Raw genomic sequence first — 20,011 nt, forward strand, 5'->3', positions numbered from 1 at the left:
CGATCGCCGCTCCATAAATGGATTGAGGAAATGCCCCCCGAAACCTTGAACCGCGACGCCATCTGCATCGACTTGTCCGGTGACTGGCTGCTTGCCTCGACCGACAACAGCCACGCGCTTACCATCGCGCTTCCGGGCGATGTGCATAGCGCGTTGCAGCAGGCGGGCATCATCGCGGATCCCTATGCCGGCCGGAACGAGGCTGATGTGCAATGGGTCGCGCACAAGGACTGGGTTCTGGAGCGCACGGTCACCATCGATGCGGACGATCTCGACGGGTGCTGGTATCTCGATTTCGAGAGCATCGACACGGTCGCCTCGGTCTTCGTCAACGATCAACTGGTGCTGCAGGCGGAAAACTGCTTTCGCCGCTATCGCCCCGACGTATCGAGTGCGCTCGTCGTCGGCGAGAACCGCCTCCGCATCGTGCTGCACTCCTCGATTGCCGAGGGCGCGCGCCGGCAGGCGGCGCAGCCCTTCTACGTGCCCTATCACGATGGGAATTCGCCGATTGCCAACGGCAACATGCTGCGCAAGCCCCAGTGCCACTTCGGCTGGGACTGGAACATCGCCATCGCGCCGCTCGGCATCTATGGCTCGCTGGCACTTCGCCGGCTGGAGACCGCGCGCATCGAACACCTCACCACACGTCAGCTCTGGCTTACCGACGGCTCGATCGACCTGCAGGTGACCGTCACGCTCTTTGCCCGCGAACCCGGCATCGTACCCATTCATTTCGAACTCGATGGCATGCGGGAGCGCCTGGACTGCGCGGTCGCCGCCGGCGAGACCCGGATCACCCACGTGTTCACGGTCGCAAAGCCGAGATTGTGGTGGCCGGCAGGCAGCGGCGAGCAGGCGCTTTCCGTCCTTAACGTCGAACTGCCGGACGAGAGCGTGACGCGCCAGATCGGTTTCCGCACGATCGAGCTTGTCACCGACAAGGACGAGGCGGGCAGCCGTTTTGCCTTCCGCATCAACGGCCGCGAGGTCTTCTGCCGCGGCGCGAACTGGATCCCGGCGGATGCGCTGGTGTCGCGCGTGACGCTGCAAGGGGTTGAGGACCTCCTGCAATCCGCCGTCGACGCCAACATGAACATGATCCGCGTCTGGGGCGGCGGCTTCTACGAGCCGGACTGGTTCTACGATCTCTGCGACCGGCTGGGACTGCTCGTCTGGCAGGACTTCATGTTCGCCTGCAATCTCTACCCCTCTACACTGGACTTTCTCGACAATGTCGCGGCCGAGGTGGACTACCAGGTCAAACGCCTGTCGTCCCACCCGTCGATTGCGCTTTGGTGCGGCGACAACGAACTTGTCGGCGCGCTCACCTGGTTCGAAGAAAGCCGCAAGGATCGCGACCGTTACCTCGTCTCTTATGACCGGCTGAACCGCACGGTCGAGGCTGCCATGAAGGCCGCCTGCCCGGAAGCGATCTGGTGGCCTTCGAGCCCGTCTGTCGGCCACCTCAATTTCGGCGATGCATGGCATGCGGACGGCGCGGGCGACATGCACTACTGGTCCGTCTGGCACGAGAACAAGTCGTTCGACAATTATCGCACCGTGCGCCCGCGTTTCTGCTCGGAATTTGGTTTCCAGTCTTACACCTCGATGCCGATCGTCCGGCAATTCGCCGAGACACGCGATCTCAACATCGCCTCGCCGGTGATGGAGGCGCATCAGAAGAATGCCGGCGGCAACGAGCGGATCGCCGGGACCATGTTCCGCTATTTCCGCTTTCCGAAGGATTTCCCGAGCTTCGTCTATCTGAGCCAAATCCAGCAGGGACTCGCGATCCGCACCGCGGTCGATTATTGGCGGTCGCTGAAACCGCATTGCATGGGCACGCTTTATTGGCAGCTCAACGACACCTGGCCGGTCGCCTCCTGGTCGAGCCTGGACTACGGCGGCAACTGGAAGGCCATGCACTATATGGCCCGCCGCTTCTTCCAGCCGGTCGCCGTCGCCGCCATTCCTTCCGCGGACCGCAAGGAGATCACCTTCTCGATGGTGAACGACACCGCCGAGATGGTGACGGTCGAACTACAGACCTTTGTCGTTTCGCTTGACGGCGAGCGTCGCCCGCTTGCAGCGGCCGCCGGCGCCTGCGCGCCGGACCGCGCTGCCACGCTCGTCACCATCGGGACCGGCGACATCCCGGAAGGCGCTCTTCTTTTCTGGTCGTTTGAAGCCTCGAACGGCATGCGTGGCGAGGGGCATCATGTCCAGGGCACCTACAAGGCGCTTGATCTTTCGCCGTCCGGCCTGACGCTGGAGACCGTGCCGCGACTGGATGGCGCCTTCGACGTGATTGTCTCGGCGAGCGGTCTCGCGCTGCACGTAATGATCGAGGGGGATGTCGAGGGGCGTTATTCCGACAATGCCTTCGACCTGACGGCCGGCGAGACGAAGGTGATCCGCTTCACGCCGAAGGTGCTGCTCGCCGAAGGCATCGTGCCGAGCTTCATCGCCTACGACCTCGAATCCTGCCAGGGAAAAGGGTGAGCCGGATGAGGCGCAGCCACGTCAACGAGATCATCCGCGAAAGCGACGCCTTCATGCGTAGCCACGGCTTCGTGCTGCCCCCCTTTGCCTACTGGTCGCCGGAGGAATTGAAGACGCGGGTTGCGTCCGACAGCCCGACGATCCTTGAGGCGCGGCTCGGCTGGGACATCACCGATTACGGCAAGGGGCGCTTCGGCGAATTCGGCCTCGTCCTTTTTACCCTGAGGAACGGTGCCGCGGCCAATCTCGGCACCGGCAAGGGCATGGTCTATGCCGAGAAGCTGATGATCACGCGTGCGGGCCAGGTCAATCCATTGCACCGTCACGCGGTGAAAACGGAGGACATCATCAATCGCGGCGGCGGCACTCTGGTCCTTGAGATGTACAACTCGCTGCCCGATGGCTCAGTCGACGAGGAAAGCGACGTCGAAGTGGCATGCGATGCGCGCCTGCGCCGGCAGAAGGCGGGGGAGCTCCTGCAGCTTGAACCCGGTGAGAGCGTCACTTTGCCGCCCGGAAACTGGCATGCCTTTTGGGCGGAGGGAGGCGACGTGTTGATGGGCGAAGTCTCGACCGTCAACGACGACCTTACCGACAACTATTTCCGCGAGCTGGTGGGCCGCTTTTCCGCAATCGAAGAGGACGAACATCCGCTCCACCTGCTTGTTTCGGACTACGACACCTGGCTGAAGGCAACAGGTTGAAACGCCCTTACCTACTTTCAACAACTCATTCCTGCGCACTCAACGAGGAGAATTTTTGATGAAAGACGTCAGCTTCCAACTCTACAGCGCCCGCAATTTTCCACCGCTCGCCGATGTGCTCGCGACCGTCGGCAAGGCCGGTTATACCCAGGTCGAGGGCTACGGTGCGCTTTACGCATCGCTGACCGACGAAGAGGTCGCTGATTTCAAGCGCGGTCTCGAACGCAACGGCGTCACCATGCCTACCGCGCATTTCGGGATCGACATGCTGGAGCAGGAGCCGGCGCGGGTGCTGCGGATCGCCAATGCGCTCGGCATCCGGGCAATCTACTGCCCTTACCTGATGCCGGACCAGCGCCCGAGCGATGCGGCCGGCTGGCGCGCCTTCGGTGCGCGGCTGCAAGCGGCGGGCAAGCCTTTCCGGGATGCGGGACTCGACTTCGGCTGGCACAATCACGACTTCGAATTCCATGCCCTTGCAGACGGCTCCATACCGTTGGACCACATCTTCGCCGGCGGCCCGGATCTTTCCTGGGAAGCCGATATCGCCTGGATCGTGCGCGGTGGCGCCGATCCCTTCGCCTGGATCGCGAAATACGGCAGCCGCATCACCGCCGTCCACGTCAAGGACATCGCCCCCAAGGGCGAGAAGACGGATGAGGACGGCTGGGCAGATGTCGGCCACGGCACGATCGACTGGAAGGGGCTCGTAAAGGCGCTCTCCGCAACCTCGGTAAAATATTTTATCGCCGAACATGACAACCCCAGCGACTTCCGGCGCTTCGCCGAACGTTCGCTGGCTTCCATCCAATCCTATTGAGCGACGGGAAAAACATGAAGACGAAGGAACTTGGCGTTGGCATCATCGGATGCGGCAACATCTCCACCACCTATTTCAGGCTCGCGCCGCTCTTCAAGGGCATCAGAATGGTCGCGTGCGCCGATATCAACCCGGCAGCGGCCGAGGCGCGGGGGGCAGAATATGACGTGACGGCGCAGAGCATCGAGGCGCTGCTGGCCAATCCGGAGGTGGACATCATCGTCAATTTGACGATCCCGGACGCGCATTTTCCCGTTTCGAAGGCGATCCTCGAAGCGGGAAAACATGTCTATTCCGAAAAGCCCCTGGTTCTGACGCTGGAGCAGGGCGAGGAACTCAGGACGATCGCCAAGGCGAAGGAACTAACGGTCGGCTGCGCACCGGATACCTTCCTCGGCGGTGCGCACCAGCTCGCCCGCGACTACATCGACGCCGGAAAGATCGGTCGGATCACTTCTGGTACCTGCCACGTCATGAGCCCCGGCATGGAGATGTGGCATCCGAACCCGGATTTCTTCTTCCTGCCGGGCGGCGGTCCGGTGCTCGATCTCGGACCTTACTACATCGCCAACCTCATCAACCTGATCGGCCCGGTGAAGCGCGTCGCCGCGCTTTCCTCGATGGCGAGCGAAACGCGCACCATCACCAGCGCGCCGCGCAACGGCGAGGTCATCCCGGTCAAGACGCCGACCAATATCCATGCGCTGCTCGAATTCCAGAACGGCGCGACGATCACGCTTTCGGCAAGCTGGGATGTCTGGTCGCACCGCCACGCCCACATGGAGCTCTATGGCACCGAAGGATCGCTTTTCGTGCCGGATCCCAACTTCTTCGGCGGCACGGTCGAGGCGAGTGGGCGCGACAAGAACATCCAGCCCCTCGAAATGTGGGAGCATCCCTTTGCGGTCAACAACTGGGATCACCCGGCCGGGCCGATCGCCAACTACCGCACGGCCGGTCTCGCCGACATGGCGGACGCCATCCTCAATGGGCGCGATGCGCGTTGCTCGCTCGACCGCGCGCTTCACGGTGTCGACGTGATGGTGTCGATCCTGAAGTCGGGCGAAGAGGGGCGGTTCGTGACGCTTTCGACCACCTGCACGCAGCCGGCCGCTCTCGGCATCGAAGAGGCGCAGGCGCTGCTGCGCTGAATAAGAAATCCCCGGTACGAGGAACACCCAAGAAAAGAGGGCCGCGGCGTTTCCCATTCGCCGAGGCCCCCCAAGGGGCCAGACGCACAAAGGCAAAAGATCGGGCATGACAAACCCCTCCCTCTTGTGGCGAAGGGTTGGGGAGGGGTATCCAAACACCCACCCGAAACAGAGGAATCGAGAATGGCCTGGCAACCGGCGGAAAACCGATACGAGAAGATGAAATACAACCGCTGCGGCAAGAGCGGGCTGAAGCTGCCGGCGATCTCGCTCGGCCTCTGGCACAATTTCGGCGGCGACACGCCGCATGAGCGCAAATTGGACATGTGCCGCACGGCGTTCGATCTTGGCATCACCCATTTCGATCTAGCCAATAATTATGGTCCCCCGCCCGGATCGGCGGAGACGGCTTTCGGCGAAATCATGCGCACCGACTTCGCCGGTCTGCGCGACGAACTGATCATTTCCTCCAAGGCCGGCTACGATATGTGGCCGGGTCCCTATGGCGAATGGGGCAGCCGCAAATATCTGATCGCTTCCTGCGACCAGAGCCTGAAGCGCATGGGCCTCGACTATGTCGACATCTTCTATTCCCACCGCTTCGATCCCGACACCCCGCTCGAGGAGACCTGCGGCGCGCTCGACCATATCGTCCGTTCGGGCAGGGCGCTCTATGTCGGCATCTCGTCCTATAATTCGCAGCGAACCCGCGAAGCGGCGGCAATCCTCAAGGATCTCGGCACGCCATGCCTGATCCACCAGCCGAGCTATTCGATGCTCAACCGCTGGATGGAGGACGACGGCCTCGTCGATACGTTGGAAGACCTCGGTATCGGCTCGATCGTCTTCTCGCCGCTCGCGCAGGGCATGCTGACGACGAAGTATCTGAACGGGATCCCGGAGGGCAGCCGCGCAGCCCAGAACCACTTCCTCAAGAAGGATTTCATCCGCCCGTCGATCATTGAAAACATCGGCAAATTGAATGGCATTGCCGAGCGGCGTGGCCAGACGCTGGCGCAGATGGCGCTTGCCTGGGTGCTGCGCGGCGACCGTATTACGTCGGCTCTGATCGGTGCCAGCCGGTCCGCGCAGATCGTCGATTGCGTCAAGGCGCTCGAGAACGACAGCTTCACGGCGGAAGAACTGGCCGAGATCGATCTCTATGCGCGCGAGGCCGATATCAACCTGTGGGCCAAGTCGGCGGAGCTCTGAAACAGAGCGAATTCATTGATTTGCCTCGATTTTAGGCAATATTGACTTATCTCCGGCGCCTTAGACAAAAGTCGAAGAGAGCGCCGGAAAACCGTCGCTGGACATGCATTAGTGAATATGTATGGTGCAGTGGTGCCGGTCCCGCTTGCGCGACGTTTTGCGTGTGCGCGGCCGGCAAAACGAGGAGAAATGAGCCCTCGACGCGCTGGAGCGGGCCGAGGAAGAGTTCGACGGGAGATGTCGCGGAGAGCGGCCGCAACCGTCATGGCGGGAAATAGGGAGGAATTATGGATCGCCGTTCATTCATCAAACACGCGAGCATTGGCGGCCTGGGTGCGGCTGCCGCTACGGCGCTCGCATCGCCGGCCATCGCGCAGGCAAACCCGAAGATCAACTGGCGTTTGGCCTCGTCGTTCCCGAAGTCGCTCGACACGATCTACGGCGGCGGTGAAGTGCTATCGAAATACGTCTCCGAAGCGACGGACGGTAATTTCCAGATCCAGGTTTTCGCTGCCGGCGAAATCGTTCCCGGTCTGCAGGCCGCTGACGCTGCGGCTGCCGGAACCGTCGAAGCCTGCCACACGGTTGCCTATTACTACTGGGGCAAGGACCCGACCTGGGCGCTTGGCGCTGCCGTGCCCTTCGCGCTCAACGCGCGCGGCATGAACGCCTGGCACTATCACGGCGGCGGCATCGATCTCTTCAACGAGTTCCTCGCCACCCAGGGCCTCATCGGCTTCCCGGGCGGCAACACCGGCGTGCAGATGGGCGGCTGGTTCCGCAAGGAAATCAAGACCGTAGCGGACATGCAGGGCCTGAAGATGCGAATCGGCGGGTTCGCCGGCAGGGTGGTCGAAAAGCTCGGCGTCGTGCCGCAGCAGATCGCCGGCGGCGATATCTATCCGGCGCTCGAAAAGGGCACGATCGACGCGGCGGAGTGGGTCGGTCCGTATGACGACGAAAAACTCGGCTTCTACAAGGTTGCGCCGTACTACTACTATCCCGGTTGGTGGGAAGGCGGCCCGACGGTGCACGCGATGTTCAACAAGGCGGCCTTCGACGGCCTGCCGAAGAACTATCAGTCGCTGCTGCGCACTGCCTGCCAGGCGACCGACGCGAACATGCTGCAGAAGTACGATTACCTGAACCCGTCGGCCATCAAGCGCCTTGTGGGTGCCGGCGCAAAGCTCAGCCCGTTCAGCCCGGAAATTCTGTCCGCCTGCTTCGACAAGTCGAACGAAGTCTATGCGGAGATGGAAGCTGCGAACCCCACCTTCAAGAAGATCTGGGACTCGATCAAGGCCTTCCGCGCCGAGTACTATCTCAACGCACAGATCGCCGAGTACAACTACGATACTTTCATGATGATCCAGCAGCGGAACGGCAAGGTCTGAGCCGCTGCATCATCGCAGAAACGAAAAACCCCGGGGCTTGGCTCCGGGGTTTTTCTTTGCTGTGGTGGTTTCGAAATACCGGCATGCAACCACAGAACTCATTCTACGCTACAGCGTTCTTTGCGCGTCTGATCACAGTACACGACAGTAACCAGCTTCTGCCTCGCTAGTTCCGGTACGGTAATGCATCTCCTCCTGTCCTCATTCCTGTGCTCGTCAAAGGAATCCAGCAGCGCCGCGTCTGCGGCACGGAAGAGTCTTTTCAGCCCAAGGACTTGGGCTGGCTGGATTCCTGTGACAAGCACAGGAATGAGGGCGAAAAACGGATACGCCAAACCAATTGAGCTGCGGTCGTGTACCGTGGTGTCTGATAAGACGCGCGGCGCTGTAAGGGACGATAGCAAACGGAAAAGGCCCGAATGCCACTTCGACATTCGGGCCTTGTTGTTGTTGGCCGGCCTGCTTTGTGACTTTCAGGCCTGATTGCCGCGTCAGTTGAACGACGGCGGTGCGCTGAGATCGGTCGCCGGCTTGTTCGGCTGGGCGGGTGCGTTGTTCGGCTGGGCCGGCTGGGCCGGCTGCTGAGGGTTGTCGAGTGGGCTGCCGCCCGGCAGTTGCAGGCCGCCCGGAAGGCCAAGACCGCCGCCGTTGTCCGGCAGCGTCAGTCCGCCGCCACCCGTTCCGAACCCGGGAACCTCGATCTTGATGGTAGACGGATCGACGGCCGCGCCGCCTCCCTTGTAGTGCATAACCATCTGCGGGAACATGATCGTCAGCGCCACCATGAGGATCTGGATACCGACGAAAGGCACCGCACCCCAATAGATCTGGCCGGTGGTGACTGGTTGGGTCATCTTGCCGGTGACTTTGTCGAGGTAGGGCACCCTGGCCGCGACCGAGCGCAGGTAGAAGAGCGCGAAGCCGAACGGCGGGTGCATGAAGCTCGTCTGCATGTTGATGCCGAGCAGCACGCCGAACCAGATCAGGTCGATTCCGAGCTTGTCGGCTGCCGGAGCGAGCAGCGGCACGATGATGAAGGCGAGCTCGAAGAAGTCGAGGAAGAAGGCCAGGAAGAAGACCAGCAGGTTGACCGCAATCAGGAAGCCGGTTTCGCCGCCCGGCATCGCCGTCAGCAGGTGTTCCACCCAGATATGCCCGTTGACGCCGTAGAAGGTCAGCGAGAAGACGCGTGCACCGATCAGGATGAACAGCACGAAGGCCGAAAGGCGCGTCGTGGCCGTCAGTGCTCCTCGTACGACATCGAGACTAAGCCGCCCCTTGGCCGCTGCCATGATCAGGGCACCGACCGCGCCCATGGCTCCGCCTTCCGTCGGCGTGGCGATGCCGAGGAAGATCGTGCCAAGCACGAGGAAGATCAATGCGAGCGGCGGAATGAGGACGATGATGACCTGCTGGGCCAGCCGGGAGAGCGCATTGATCTTGAGCGCGCGGTCGATCAGAGCGACCATGTAGATGATCGCAACGCCGACCGTCGCGCCGAGGATGTCCGCGTTCTCGCCTTGCGTCGGCGAGAAGTAGAGGTGCGCCGCATAGGCGATGCCCGCCGCGGCGATCAGGGCGATGATAAGCGATGTGACGCCCGAACCGAGCGTGCGGGCCTCCAGCGGCAGCGCCGGCATCGAGTCGCGCTTCAGGAACGACATCAGCAGGACGTAGCCCATGTACAGGCCCGTCAGGACGAGGCCCGGGATGAGGGCGCCGGCGTACATGTCACCGACCGAGCGACCGAGCTGGTCAGCAAGGACGATCAGCACGAGCGAGGGCGGGATGATCTGCGCCAGCGTGCCGGAGGCGGCAATGACGCCCGAGGCGACCCGCCGGTCATAGCCGTAGCGCAGCATGATCGGCAGCGAGATCAGCCCCATCGCGATGACCGAGGCCGCGACCACGCCGGTGGTTGCCGCAAGCAACGCACCGACGAAGATGACCGCATAGGCAAGACCGCCGCGGACGGGGCCGAAGAGCTGACCGATCGTGTCGAGCAGGTCCTCGGCCATGCCCGATTTCTCGAGCACGATGCCCATGAAGGTGAAGAAGGGGATAGCGAGCAAGGTGTCGTTGGACATCACCCCCCAGAATCGTTCCGGCAATGCGTTGAGCAACGGCCAGGAGAGATTGATCGAATCCGAAAGCGGCGCGAGTTCCACGCCGATGATGAAGAACAGGAGGCCATTCGCGGCGAGCGAGAAGGCGACGGGATAACCCAGCATCAGGAACACGATCAGCGATACGAACATGATCGGTGCCAGGTTTTCGGCAATGAACTCAATCACGAGCGCACCTCCGGACCTACAGCTTCGTCAAGCGGCGCGTGCGCCGCCACATAGGGGGTGGGATCGTCCATGTTTCCCGTCATGATCGCGATTTTCTTGATGATTTCCGAAACACCTTGCAGGGCAAGCAGTATGAAGCCAATGAGCAGGATGGCCTTTGCCGGCCAAATGATCAGCCCACCCGCGCTGGACGAGCCTTCGCCCGACACATAGGACATGCGGACGTAGGGCACGAGGTAATAGAGCATGAGCAGCACGAACGGCATCAGGAAGAAGACGTGACCGAAGAGGTCGATCCAGTGCTGCACACGGCGCGAGAAACTGCCGTAGACGACGTCGATGCGGATGTGTTCGTTCTGGCTGAGCGTATAGGCGGCAGCGAACATGAAGGCTGCGCCGAAGAGATACCACTGCGCCTCGAGCCAGGCATTCGACGACATGTTGAAGATTTTTCGGATGACGGCATTGCCCGCGCTGACGAGCACGGCGACCAGAATGAGCCAGCCGACCGCCTTGCCGATATTCTCGGTGATGGTGTCAATCAATCGGCTGAAGCCGAGTAACGGTTTCATCAAGATCCTCCCCGCAATGGCTGTTTTTATCTTTCGCCAAGCACAGTCACAGTGCCGATTTCAAGCCCCCTTTCAAGTCCGAAGCCCGATTTTCCGGGATGGGGAGACAGTCTCAGACGAAAGTCGAATGCAGGGCAGCGGAAAATGCCCAAGACTTAGGCAGGTGGGCGTGGGGATCGCCGTTTGCTCCATGCGAGCTCTCCACAGAATGGACACCGGTTTCGCCCATGCTCAGGCGATTCGGGAGCAGGACAATTCGGCCTGCTCCTTCCTGCACAGGAACCGGCGTGACGGGTCTTGAAACGGTTCGGAGTTTCGGGCTGGATGCGCTCGCCAAGAATCTAGAGCGGGATGAGGAAAAGTGTGAGCGGTTTTCCGCCCGCATCCCGCTCTAACTTATTAGTATCGATCACGTTTAAGGTTTTTGGGTCGATTCGACCCAAAATCATCGTGATCTAGGGAAGAGGCAAGCTATGGTCGCGACTATCCGCAACCCGATCCTTCCGGGCTTCAACCCGGACCCGTCGATCTGCCGCGTTGGAGACGACTATTATATCGCCACGTCGACATTCGAATGGTACCCGGGCGTGCAGATCCACCATTCGCGCGATCTCGTGAACTGGCGGCTCGTGCGCCGGCCGCTGGAGCGGGCAAGCCAGCTCGACATGCGCGGCAACCCCGACAGCTGCGGCGTTTGGGCGCCGTGCCTGTCCTATTCCGACGGGCTGTTCTGGCTGGTCTATACCGACGTCAAGCGCTTCGACGGCAATTTCAAGGACGCGCACAATTATATCGTCACGGCCGAAGCCGTGGAGGCGACCTGGTCCGATCCGGTTTATGTCAATTCCTCCGGCTTCGATCCCTCGCTCTTTCACGACGACGATGGCCGCAAGTGGTTCCTCAACATGCAGTGGAACCACCGCTCGGAGAGCTTCGGCGGCGCGCCGAAGAGCCCGGCTTTCGACGGCATTCTCCTGCAGGAGTGGGATGAGCGCACGCGCCGGCTCGTCGGTCCGGTGAAGAACATCTTCGCCGGCAGTTCGCTCGGCCTGGTCGAGGGACCGCATCTCTTCAAGCGCAACGGCTGGTACTACCTGACGACAGCTGAGGGTGGCACGGGCTATGACCATGCGGTGACCATGGCGCGCTCACGCACCATCGACGGCCCCTACGAGCTGCATCCGAATACCCATCTCATCACCTCGAAGGACCATCCCGAAGCCGCGCTGCAGCGGGCAGGGCACGGGCAATATGTCGAGACGCCGGATGGACAGGCCTATCACACCCACCTTTGCGGCCGCCCGCTGCCGCCGAAACGGCGCTGCACCCTCGGCCGCGAGACGGCGCTGCAGAAATGCGTCTGGCGCGAGGATGGCTGGCTGTACCTCGAAAACGGCGGCACGGTCCCGGACGCCACCGTTCCGGCGCCGGCAGGCACGAGCTTCGTCGCGCAACCAGGCGTGGTCGAGACCGATTTCGACGAGGCCGAGCTCCCGTTCGAGTTCCAGTGGCTGCGCACGCCTGTGGCCGATCGCATCTTTTCGCTGACGTGGCGGGAAGGGCACCTTAGGCTGTTCGGGCGGGAAAGCATCGGCAGCTGGTTCGAGCAGGCGCTGGTGGCGCGGCGGCAGGAGCACCATTCGTTCCGGGCCGAGACCGTCGTCGAATTTGCACCCGAGACTTATCAGCAGGTGGCCGGCCTGACGCTTTACTACAACAGGCACAAGTTCCATGCGTTGGGCGTCACCTGGCACGAGAAGCTCGGACGGGTCGTCACCATTCTCTCGTGCCCCGGCGATTTTCCGCATGGCCGCCTGGAGTTCCCGGTAGGCAGCGGCGTCGCGGTTCCGGATGGAGCGATCCACCTCGCGATGGAAGTGCGCGACAACGATCTCCAGTTCTTCTGGCGAGCGACGGCGCGAGACACATGGCAGGCGATCGGTCCGGTGCTCGACGCCGGCGTGGTTTCCGACGAAGGCGGGCGGGGCGAGCACGGCTCGTTCACCGGCGCCTTCGCCGGCATGTTCGCCTTCGATACTTCGGGCAGCGCACTGCCGGCCGATTTCGATCATTTTCGTTATCAGGCGCTTGTCTGAATGAATTCAATTTATAAGGAAACAATCATAAACGACGATTATCATTACATAAATGTAATCTGACGTTTCATCTACGGTTCATGTAGGGAACTCTAGTTTCGAGGGGCAGACAACGAAAGGAAGCCCCTCATGAAACGTCTCATCATTGCCCTGGTCGCCAGCTCCTTCCTGGCAAGCCCTATGGCTCTCGCCCAACCGTCCGGATCTTTCGAGGTTGCGCAGGCGCATGACCGTTACCGGTCCAAGTCAGTCGACCGCCACGTAGACAAGCGGGTCGATCGGCACGTCGAGAAGACTGTCGAAAAACGGGTGATCATCAAGAAGCATCGCTGGGCGCGCGGCCATCGGCTAAGCGCGGCAGAGCGCCGGCACATGGCCTATGTCCGTGACTACCGCCGTTACAAGCTGCGCACACCGCCACGCGGCCAGCAATGGGTGCGCGTCGACAATGATTTCCTGCTGATCAGCCTCGCGACGGGCGTGATCGTCGGGCTTGCCGCGGCGCACTGATCCCCAGCAGCTTGGAGCGGTGGCGGCCCGCAGGCCGCCTCGTTCTCGTCCGACTACAGCGCCGCGTGTTTCTTGAGACGCGCAAAGGTCGCTGTAGCAATCGCTGCATGATTTTGTCGTCAAATCGATTCCGATTTGAGGAACCATGCATTAGAGCCCTTCAGGGTTAAATGGAAACAGTTCTGTTGGCTCAAACGGAGTCGGATGGGCGACCGGCCGGCGCGCGGCGTAGCCAAAGCATACGGCCAAGCCGGCCGGCCGATCAGGCGGCCCGTTTCAGCCAACCCGAAGGGCCGGGCATCTTTCCGCCAGGCTCAGAGGCGATCGGCTCGGACATACATCCGGGTACGCCCCTTCGCCGATCGCCTCTGCCCTGACGAAAACCTGCTCCGGCAGAACTGCTTCCATTTAACCCTGAAGGGCTCTAGGCCCGACCTCGAAAAGAGGGCGCCGTGTGCGGTCGGAGGAGAGTCGGGAGGCTCTCCTGCTCGCGCGGACCGAAAAGCGACAGCTCGATCGGTCCTTGCTCCTCCGAGGGTGCAACCGCCGCTTCCTCGTCGAAGAACGGATCGAACATCGGCACAGGCCGCCCCACTGCGTTCAACGCCGTGCAAACGAAGCGGAGCTTGCGTCGCGACGGGACGCCCGACATCAGGCCGCCCGCTGCGTCCAGCTCGCGAAGGGATCCGGCAGATCGCGCCAGCGCTCCGGCCGAAAGGCGTCTTCCTTGATCAGGCAGGCATCGAGCCCGGCGCGAAGTGTCGTCTCATCCATCGGATCGGCGCCGATGAAGACGATCTCCTGTCGCCGGTCGCCCCAGACCGGATCGATATAGGGGGCGATCGCCTTGTGGAAGTCCGTGTCGCGCGGCCATTGCTCCTTGGGCACCGACGCCCACCAGAGCCCCATCTTGCCCGTGCGCACCAGCGGTCCGGCCTGGTTCAGCTCGCCGACGTGATAGGGGCGCGTGGCCAACCAGAAGAAGCCCTTGGCGCGTAGCACGCCCGGCCATGACTGGTTCAGGAAGGTCTGGAAGCGCATCGGATCGAAGGGCTGGCGCGCGCGATACACGAAGGAATTGATACCGTATTCCTCCGTTTCCGGAACGTGATCCTTGAAACCGTTGAGTTCCTTGTACCAGAGCGGATGCTGCGCGGCCTTGAGCAAATCGAAGCGGCGGGTGCCGAGCACTTCGCGCAGTTCCACCTTGCCGAAATCGGTTTCGATCAGTTTCGCGTCTGGGTTAAGACCGACGATGATCTTGCGCGCGGCGTCGAGTTGTTCCGCCGACGCCGTTCCCACCTTGTTGAGGACAATCACATCGGCGAATTCGATCTGCTCGACCAGCAGATCGACGAGCGTGCGGATGTCGCCTTCGCCCGCCGTTTCGCCCCGGTCGGCGAGGAAGTCGAGGCAGGAATAATCGGCGAGCAGGTTGGCTGCATCCACCACCGTCACCATCGTGTCGAGGCGGGCGACGTCGGCGAGGCTTTCGCCATTTTCATTGCGGAAGTCGAACGTGATCGCGACTGGCAGGGGTTCGGAAATGCCGCTCGATTCAATCAGCAGGTAGTCGAAGCGATCCTGTTCGGCGAGGTTGCGCACCTCGCGCAGGAGATCGTCGCGAAGTGTGCAACAGATGCAGCCATTGGTCATCTCGACGAGCTGTTCCTCCGTACGCGAAAGATTGGCGCTGCCGTCACGCACCAGCGAGGCGTCGATGTTGATCTCGCTCATGTCATTGACGATCACGGCGACGCGCAGACCGTCGCGGTTGGAAAGCACATGGTTCAGCAGTGTCGTCTTACCGGCGCCGAGAAACCCGGAAAGGACGGTGACGGGGAGTTTTTCCATTGCATGGTGTCCATATGTTATATCGTTACAGTAACACGGGAAAGAAAAGGCGGACTTTGCAGCCCGCCTTCGCCGTCTTGGGAGGACGACTTTTGGAATTCGCAATTCCGGACGGAAAACCGTTACACCTAGAACTGCTTTAGCTCGCCGAAGCGAGGCAGGATTTCAAGGATGTGCCGATGTTCTCCATCAGTTGGAAATAGAGGTCCGGACCGGCATCAAGCGTTGCGGCCTCGGGGTCGAGGGTTCCCGATTTTGCCGGGGTGCCCTCGATGACGACGTTGATCAGCTTCGGCTCGAACTGCGGTTCGGCGAAGACGCAGGTCGCGCCCAGCTCCTTGATCTTGGCACGGATTTCGGAAAGCCGTTCGGCGCCGGGCAGCACCTCGGGGCTTACCGTGATGGAGCCGGCGACCCGCACCTTGTAGCGATGCTCGAAATATTGATAGGCATCGTGGAAGACGACAAAAGGCTTGTCCTGGACTGGCGCCACAGTCTCGGCGAGGTGTTTGTCCAGTGCATCCAATCTTTGGTTGAGCTTGTCCAGATTGGCCTCGTACGCGGCGGCGTTGGCGGGGTCGGCTTCGGCGAGCGCCTTTTCGATCTCGTTGGCCATCGCCTTGGCGTTCATCGGGTCGAGCCACATATGCATGTCGAACTCGCCCTCGGCATGGTGGTCATGATCGTTAGCCGGCTCCTGTTCGGCGGCGTGCTCTTCATGCTCGTGGCCGTCATGGGCAGCTTCTTCGGCACCGTGACTGTCGCCTTCATGGCCTTCGTCGTCGTCCGCGTGCGCCTCGAACGCGCCGCCCTCGCGGAACTTCAGCTTCTCAAGGCCGGGCGCTTCGCCGAGTTCCACCACTTTGGCGCCGCTGCCGAGCGCTTCGAGCGGCTTGTCCAGGAAGGCCTCGAGGCCGTGGCCGACCCAGAACACCACCTTGGCCTCCTGCAGTGCCGCGGCATTCGAGGGCTTCATGTTGTAGGTATGTGGCGAGGCGCCGCCCTCGACGATAAGCGACGGTTTTCCGACTCCCTCCATGATCGAAGCGACCAGCGAGTGCACAGGCTTGATGGAAGCCACCACATTGGGTGCATCCGCCCAGGCGGGAGAGGAGAGAAGGACGGTGGATGCAAAGAGCAGGGCAGGCGTCGATTTCATCGGGGTCTCCGAGCTTTACAGGTTCAAAATGTTGGGCAGCCTCTGCGCATCGGCGTTGCGCAGGCTCGCCATGTAATGTTATTACATCAATTGCGTTATGCTATAACGTGTGCGATAGCCAGTGGCAACCATCAATCCGGAATTTTTTGATGCTGAATCTCCGATCGCCAGAAACGAGGCCGCTCGTCAGCCTCAATAACACCGGGGTCCGCCGGAACGGGCGGTGGCTCGTGCGCGGCGTCGAGTTTTCGATCAGCCGCGGCGAAATCGTCACTCTCATCGGTCCGAACGGCTCGGGAAAATCGACGACGGCGAAGACCGCGATCGGCGTCCTGAAGCCGGACGAGGGCCATGTTGAGCGGGTCGCTGGGCTCAAGGTCGGCTATGTCCCGCAGAAGCTTGCCGTCGACTGGACCTTGCCGTTGACCGTCGAGCGGCTGATGACGTTGACCGGGCCGCTGAAGGGGCGCGAGATCGAGGAGGCGCTCGCCGCAACCGGCATGCTGCACATGGCAAAAGCGGAAGTGCAGCATCTTTCGGGGGGCGAGTTCCAGCGCGCAATGCTTGCCCGCGCAATCGCCCGCAAGCCTGACCTGCTTGTTCTCGACGAACCGGTGCAGGGCGTCGATTTCTCCGGCGAGATTGCGCTTTACGAACTCATCAAGCAGATCCGCAACCGCACAGGCTGCGGCATCCTGCTGATCTCGCATGATCTCCACATCGTCATGGCCGAGACCGATACTGTCGTCTGCCTCAACGGACATGTCTGCTGCCGCGGCACGCCGCAGGCGGTGAGCCAGAGCCCGGAATATCTGAAGCTGTTCGGCCGGCGGGCAGCGGGCACGCTCGCGGTCTACAGCCACCATCACGACCATACGCACCTGCCGGACGGCCGCGTGCTGCATGCCGACGGCAGCATCACCGAAAGCTGTTTCCCGGGCGATGGGCATCATCACCACGAGGAAGCCGAGGACGTGCACAATCACGATCCGGACTGCGGCTGCGGCCATCACACGCGACTCCAGGGCTTCGAACAGGCGGAGAAGCGCGATGCTTGACGATTTCTTCATCCGCGCGCTCGTTGCCGGCATCGGCATCGCCATGGTCGCCGGCCCGCTCGGCTGCTTCGTCATCTGGCGGCGCATGGCCTATTTCGGCGACACCATGGCCCATTCGGCGCTGCTCGGCGTGGCGCTGTCGCTGCTCCTCGAACTCAATCTGATGGTCAGCGTCTTCATCGTCGCCTCCGTTGTCTCGCTTCTGCTGCTCTTCCTGCAGAAGCGCGGTGCGCTGTCGACGGACGCGCTGCTCGGCATCCTCTCGCATTCGGCCCTGTCGATCGGCCTCGTCATCGTCGCCTTCATGACCTGGGTTCGGATCGATCTCGTCGGCTTTCTCTTCGGTGATATCCTCGCCGTCTCCGAGGCCGACATCGACATTATCTGGGGCGGCGGCATTCTGGTGATCTTCGCGCTCGTCTATCTCTGGCGGCCGCTGCTTGCCTCGACCGTCAATCCGGAACTGGCGGAAGCCGAAGGCCTGCGGCCAGAGAGGACACGGCTCTTCTTCATGCTGCTGATGGCGCTGGTGATCGCCATCGCCATGAAGATCGTCGGCATCCTGTTGATCACGTCGCTTCTGATCATACCGGCGGCGACCGCGCGCCGCTTTGCCGGCTCGCCGGAGATCATGGCCGTTCTCGCTTCGCTGATCGGCGCGCTCGCCGTCGTCGGCGGCCTTTTTGGCTCGCTCCACTTCGACACGCCGTCGGGACCGTCTATCGTGGTTGCGGCGCTGGCGCTGTTCGTGCTGAGTCTCCTGCCGATCGGCAGACAGCTCGAAAGCGCATCACATTCTTCGCATGGAGGGCATCATTGATGGTCACGCCGCAATTGACGAAAAACCAGTCGCTGGTGATGGGAGCGCTGGCCCATTCGGAAGGCCCGATGAGCGCCTATACCATTCTCGACAAGCTGCGCGACCAGGGTTTTCGCGCGCCGCTGCAGGTCTATCGCGCGCTCGACAAGCTGCTCGAATACGGCCTCGTCCACCGGCTCGAAAGCCTGAACGCCTTCGTGGCCTGCACCTGCCCGCATGAGCACGAGCATGATCGCGGCGTCACCGCCTTCACCATCTGCGAGGGCTGCGGCCAGGTGACGGAGTTCAACGACGCGGCGATCGAGGAGCGCCTTTCGGCGCTCGTGCGCGCACAGAGCTTCAAGACCGAAAAGACGACGATCGAGATCCGCGGCCACTGCAAGAGTTGCGCCGCCTGATTTGTGTCGGCGTGAGCGTCAGTCCAGCCGCGTGAACTGGGCGGCATAGCGCTGCCAATTCTTCACATAGTGTTCGGCGGAACGCTTCAGCTTCTCGACGGCGGCGTCATCAAGCGTGCGGATCACTTTGGCTGGTGTACCGACAATCAGCGAATTGTCTGGAAATTGCTTGCCTTCGGTGATGAGTGCATTGGCGCCTACAAGGCAGTTCCTGCCGATCTGCGCGCCATTCAACACGATTGCGCCCATGCCTATCAGCGAATTGTCGCCGATCGAGCAGCCGTGGATGATCGCCCGGTGGCCGATGGTGCAACCTTCGCCGATGGTCGTCGGAAAACCGGGGTCGACGTGGATGATGACGGCTTCCTGGATGTTCGTGCGCGCGCCGATGCGGATCGGCTCGTTGTCGCCACGCAGTGTCGCACCGAACCAGATGCCGACATCCTCGCCGATTTCCACCTGGCCGATGACGTTGGCATCAGGGGCGATCCAATAGCTGCCTTCAGCCGGCCTTTGAGGCCGCAGCGGTCCAAGTGCGAAGAGCGGCATGCGTGTTTCCTCCCTGGCGCCAGGTTAGATCACAGTGACCGAGAGCGCGGCGATGCCATCGACGCCGCAGGTGACGACGTCGCCACGCTGAACCGGGCCGACGCCTGCAGGCGTTCCGGTCATGATGACATCACCCGGCGCAAGCGTGAAGGTCGTTGAAAGCTCGGCGATGATCTCGGGTACCTTCCAGATCATCTGGTCGAGATCGCCCTGCTGGCGCGTTTCGCCGTTGACCTTCAGCCAGATATTGCCGTTGCTCGGGTGGCCGATCGCTTCGGCCGGCACGATCTCCGAGACCGGTGCGGAATGCTCGAAAGCTTTGGCTGCAGTCCAGGGCTTGCCGGCCTTCTTGGCTTCGGCCTGGAGGTCACGGCGCGTGAAATCGATGCCGACGGCGTATCCATAGACGTGGTTGAGCGCTTCCTCGACGGGAATGTCGGCGCCGCCGCTGCGCAGGGCGACGATCAGTTCCACCTCGTGGTGCACATCAAAGGAGCGCGGCGGGTAGGGGAATTCCTCGCCAGGCGGCAGCAGATTGTCCGGATTTTTCTGGAAGAAGAAGGGCGGTTCGCGGTCGGGATCATGCCCCATCTCGATCGCGTGGGCGGCATAGTTGCGGCCGACGCAATAGACGCGCCGGACCGGAAAGCCCACGAGGCTGCCGGAAATCGGCAGCAGCACGGGCGGCGAGGGCGGTATGACTGTTTCCATGATCGTCCCCTTCTACAGCGCCGCGCGTCCGATTGGACCCGCAAAGGTCGCTGTAGCACTTTGAATTGCTACCGCGATCAACCCGGCGGCGAAAATCGCCGCAGCGACCTTGCGTATCGATAGATGCGCGTCACTGCGGCGAATCTGAAGCTGGACGTTAGCAGCCGGAAGGGCTGCCGCAAAAGGCAAAGTTATGCCGATGGT

At 61.9% G+C, this 20,011-nt stretch carries 17 protein-coding genes; 11 read left to right on the forward strand and 6 right to left on the reverse strand.

From position 1 onward, the window contains the following. Nucleotides 1-30 precede the first annotated feature (30 nt). The 6 genes from PZN02_RS15875 (at nt 31) to PZN02_RS15900 (ending at nt 7,786) form a co-directional block, all read left to right on the forward strand. A complete protein-coding gene (locus PZN02_RS15875; protein WP_280658911.1) occupies nt 31-2,505 on the forward strand; it encodes a beta-mannosidase in 2,475 nt (824 codons plus the stop codon). Nucleotides 2,506-2,510: 5 nt separating this feature from the next. Continuing rightward, complete coding sequence (locus tag PZN02_RS15880; RefSeq protein WP_280658912.1) at nt 2,511-3,209, forward strand: D-lyxose/D-mannose family sugar isomerase; 699 nt, start codon at nt 2,511-2,513, stop codon at nt 3,207-3,209. A gap of 58 nt (nt 3,210-3,267) precedes the next feature. After that, nucleotides 3,268-4,029: a sugar phosphate isomerase/epimerase family protein gene (locus tag PZN02_RS15885; RefSeq protein ID WP_280658913.1), complete on the forward strand. Its 762-nt coding sequence runs from the start codon at nt 3,268-3,270 to the stop codon at nt 4,027-4,029. Between the two features lie 14 nt (nt 4,030-4,043). Further along, entirely contained in the window at nt 4,044-5,180 is a 1,137-nt protein-coding gene (locus PZN02_RS15890; protein WP_280658914.1) for a Gfo/Idh/MocA family protein, read from the forward strand. Between the two features lie 183 nt (nt 5,181-5,363). Beyond that, entirely contained in the window at nt 5,364-6,392 is a 1,029-nt protein-coding gene (gene mgrA / locus PZN02_RS15895; RefSeq protein WP_280658915.1) for an L-glyceraldehyde 3-phosphate reductase, read from the forward strand. A 287-nt stretch (nt 6,393-6,679) separates the two neighbouring features. Beyond that, the gene (locus tag PZN02_RS15900; protein WP_280658916.1) at nt 6,680-7,786 is read left to right on the forward strand and encodes a TRAP transporter substrate-binding protein; all 1,107 of its coding nucleotides are present in this window, start codon (nt 6,680-6,682) and stop codon (nt 7,784-7,786) included. A 491-nt stretch (nt 7,787-8,277) separates the two neighbouring features. On the opposite strand, the gene PZN02_RS15905 is transcribed toward PZN02_RS15900, so the two are convergent. Together PZN02_RS15905 and PZN02_RS15910 are read right to left on the reverse strand one after the other, a co-directional pair. Beyond that, nucleotides 8,278-10,080, reverse strand: a complete 1,803-nt coding sequence (locus PZN02_RS15905; RefSeq protein WP_280658917.1) for a TRAP transporter large permease — start codon at nt 10,078-10,080, stop codon at nt 8,278-8,280. Next, nucleotides 10,077-10,652, reverse strand: a complete 576-nt coding sequence (locus tag PZN02_RS15910) for a TRAP transporter small permease subunit (protein WP_280658918.1) — start codon at nt 10,650-10,652, stop codon at nt 10,077-10,079. The genes PZN02_RS15905 and PZN02_RS15910 overlap by 4 nt, the downstream gene beginning before the upstream one ends. Before the next feature lie 473 nt (nt 10,653-11,125). Here PZN02_RS15910 and PZN02_RS15915 point away from each other — a divergent pair, with 473 nt between their 5' ends. Beyond that, the gene (locus PZN02_RS15915) at nt 11,126-12,748 is read left to right on the forward strand and encodes a glycoside hydrolase family 43 protein (RefSeq protein WP_280658919.1); all 1,623 of its coding nucleotides are present in this window, start codon (nt 11,126-11,128) and stop codon (nt 12,746-12,748) included. A gap of 129 nt (nt 12,749-12,877) precedes the next feature. Then, the gene (locus PZN02_RS15920) at nt 12,878-13,258 is read left to right on the forward strand and encodes an RcnB family protein (RefSeq protein WP_280658920.1); all 381 of its coding nucleotides are present in this window, start codon (nt 12,878-12,880) and stop codon (nt 13,256-13,258) included. Between the two features lie 651 nt (nt 13,259-13,909). Here the strand turns inward: PZN02_RS15920 and PZN02_RS15925 are convergent. Both PZN02_RS15925 and znuA read right to left on the reverse strand, forming a co-directional pair. After that, nucleotides 13,910-15,112: a GTP-binding protein gene (locus PZN02_RS15925; protein WP_280658921.1), complete on the reverse strand. Its 1,203-nt coding sequence runs from the start codon at nt 15,110-15,112 to the stop codon at nt 13,910-13,912. Nucleotides 15,113-15,251: 139 nt separating this feature from the next. Next, complete coding sequence (gene znuA, locus PZN02_RS15930) at nt 15,252-16,271, reverse strand: zinc ABC transporter substrate-binding protein ZnuA (RefSeq protein ID WP_280658922.1); 1,020 nt, start codon at nt 16,269-16,271, stop codon at nt 15,252-15,254. 149 nt (nt 16,272-16,420) lie between these two features. Here znuA and PZN02_RS15935 point away from each other — a divergent pair, with 149 nt between their 5' ends. Genes PZN02_RS15935 through PZN02_RS15945 form a run of 3 tightly spaced genes read left to right on the forward strand, consistent with a single transcriptional unit; the run spans nt 16,421 to nt 18,547 of the window. Then, a complete protein-coding gene (locus PZN02_RS15935; RefSeq protein WP_280658923.1) occupies nt 16,421-17,329 on the forward strand; it encodes an ATP-binding cassette domain-containing protein in 909 nt (302 codons plus the stop codon). After that, nucleotides 17,322-18,149, forward strand: coding sequence for a zinc ABC transporter permease subunit ZnuB (gene znuB / locus PZN02_RS15940; RefSeq protein ID WP_280658924.1), 828 nt, complete (start codon nt 17,322-17,324; stop codon nt 18,147-18,149). The genes PZN02_RS15935 and znuB overlap by 8 nt, the downstream gene beginning before the upstream one ends. Next, nucleotides 18,149-18,547, forward strand: a complete 399-nt coding sequence (locus PZN02_RS15945) for a Fur family transcriptional regulator (protein ID WP_280658925.1) — start codon at nt 18,149-18,151, stop codon at nt 18,545-18,547. Before znuB ends, PZN02_RS15945 begins: the two co-directional genes overlap by 1 nt. 18 nt (nt 18,548-18,565) lie before the next feature. Here PZN02_RS15945 and PZN02_RS15950 read toward each other — a convergent pair whose 3' ends face one another. Continuing rightward, nucleotides 18,566-19,096 carry a gamma carbonic anhydrase family protein gene (locus PZN02_RS15950; RefSeq protein WP_280658926.1) on the reverse strand — a complete coding sequence of 177 codons (531 nt, stop codon included), beginning with the start codon at nt 19,094-19,096 and terminating at the stop codon, nt 18,566-18,568. Nucleotides 19,097-19,120: 24 nt separating this feature from the next. After that, complete coding sequence (locus tag PZN02_RS15955; protein ID WP_280658927.1) at nt 19,121-19,807, reverse strand: fumarylacetoacetate hydrolase family protein; 687 nt, start codon at nt 19,805-19,807, stop codon at nt 19,121-19,123. Nucleotides 19,808-20,011 lie beyond the last annotated feature (204 nt).

The sequence above is a fragment of the Sinorhizobium garamanticum genome (assembly GCF_029892065.1).
In the GTDB taxonomy this organism is placed as follows: Bacteria; Pseudomonadota; Alphaproteobacteria; order Rhizobiales; family Rhizobiaceae; genus Sinorhizobium; species Sinorhizobium garamanticum.